Source organism: Candidatus Darwinibacter acetoxidans (assembly GCF_041936445.1).
In the GTDB taxonomy this organism is placed as follows: domain Bacteria; phylum Bacillota; class Limnochordia; order Darwinibacteriales; family Darwinibacteriaceae; genus DTU010.
The window spans coordinates 1-1,078 of record NZ_JBHGXH010000351.1 but is presented as its reverse complement, the minus strand read 5'-3'; the positions used below and the strand labels follow the sequence as shown (position 1 = coordinate 1,078).

General features: G+C 63.5%; 1 protein-coding gene. It reads left to right on the top strand.

Annotated elements, in window-relative coordinates:
• A partial coding sequence (locus ACE4YL_RS15195; RefSeq protein WP_461369800.1) for a glycoside hydrolase family 2 TIM barrel-domain containing protein occupies nucleotides 1-1,078 on the top strand: 1,078 nt, incomplete at both ends.

Here is a 1,078-nt window from a genome sequence, read left to right as displayed (position 1 = left end):
GGCTACAGCCAGGGCTCCATGACCCCGGCCGAGTTCAGGATTACGGGCCTGCTTAAAGAGGGCGCCAACAGGGTGGCCGTGGAGGTCTACAAGTGGTCCGCCGGGAGTTACCTGGAGGACCAGGACATGTGGCGCCTCTCGGGAATTTTCAGGGATGTCTACCTGCTGGCCATGCCCCGGCTGCAGATTCGCGATTACTTCATCTACTGCGGCCTGGACGAGAACTACCGGGACGCGGAGCTGCATGTTGAGGCGAAGATTGCCGCCTGCGGTCTCCCCGCGGCGAAGCGCTGCCGCCTCGAGGTCTTGCTCTTTGACGAGGCGGGCCGCCCGGTGGAACAGTGCAAGCGGATGGCAGCGGAGGCGGTGGTGGAGAAGGGCGATGGTTTGAGGGAGACAGTTCTCCAGCTTAGGGCGAGGGTGGCCAATCCCCGGAAGTGGTCGGCGGAGACGCCGCACCTCTACAAGGTTCTCCTGCTCCTCTACGGCGAAAATGGGGAGCCCCTCGATGTCCGCTGCTCCCGCTTTGGCTTCAGGAAGGTGGAGATCAGGGACAGCCGGCTCTTCATCAACGGCAGGTCCGTCAAGCTGAAAGGGGTCAACCGGCACGAGTTCCACCCCCGTCATGGCCACGCCGTGCCCCTGGAGATTACCGAGGCCGACATCAAGCTGCTCAAGGCCGGCAATATCAACGCCATCCGCACCTCCCACTATCCCAACCATCCCGGCTTTTACGAGCTCTGCGACCGCTACGGCATCTACGTGATGGACGAGGCAGATCTCGAGACCCACGGGCTGCGCCGCCGCGTGCCGGGCAGCGATCCCCGCTGGACGGCGGCCTGCGTCGACCGGATGGTGCGCATGGTGGAGCGGGACAAAAACCATCCCTGCATCTTCAGCTGGTCGCTGGGCAACGAGTCCGGATACGGCGACAACTTCCGCAAGATGAAGGAGGCGGCGCAGCAGATTGACCGCACCCGCCCCTTCCACTACGAGGGAGACCACGTCCTCGACATCTCCGACTTTTTCAGCCTCATGTATGCCACCCCGCAAACGGTGGAGAAGATCGGGCGGGGCA